This window comes from Thermococcus sp. ES12, assembly GCF_012027515.1.
GTDB lineage: Archaea > Methanobacteriota_B > Thermococci > Thermococcales > Thermococcaceae > Thermococcus > Thermococcus barossii.
Genome location: NZ_SNUP01000096.1, coordinates 1 through 424 on the forward strand (window position 1 = coordinate 1; position 424 = coordinate 424).

Sequence of the window (424 nt, forward strand, 5' to 3'; positions counted from 1 at the left end):
GTTTTCTTTCGTTTAGCTGGGGTTTTAAGATCTCATAAAGTTCTACAACTCCAATTCCGGCCATTAGTGCTATCGCCATTGATCCTATGAACAGGAACCTTGTCCATGTTTTGATCATGTAGAGACTTGGGAGGATAAGGCCCAAAACCAGGAAATCGCTTATGCTTGTTCTGTTGGGATAAAACCTCAAAAAGAAAAGCGGGATTAAGAATAGGGAAATTGAAAACGCTTTCCATAGATCGTTGAAACTTGAAGGCTGAGTTTCTTGGATTGGGGCTTCTTTGAAAATCCCAAATCCTGTGGAGAGGTCTTTTAAAGCCTCAAAGCGGTAGAAGAGTACAAATATTCCCAAAACTGCCAGCCCAATTAAAACTCCAATCCTAACTTTTTTATCTCTAACAAACTTGCTGAAAAGGAAGAGAGA

At 39.9% G+C, this 424-nt stretch carries 1 pseudogene; it reads right to left on the reverse strand.

What is annotated here, in order from left to right:
- Positions 1-424, reverse strand: a pseudogene (locus E3E37_RS11225) (oligosaccharyl transferase, STT3 subunit); the annotation flags it as partial.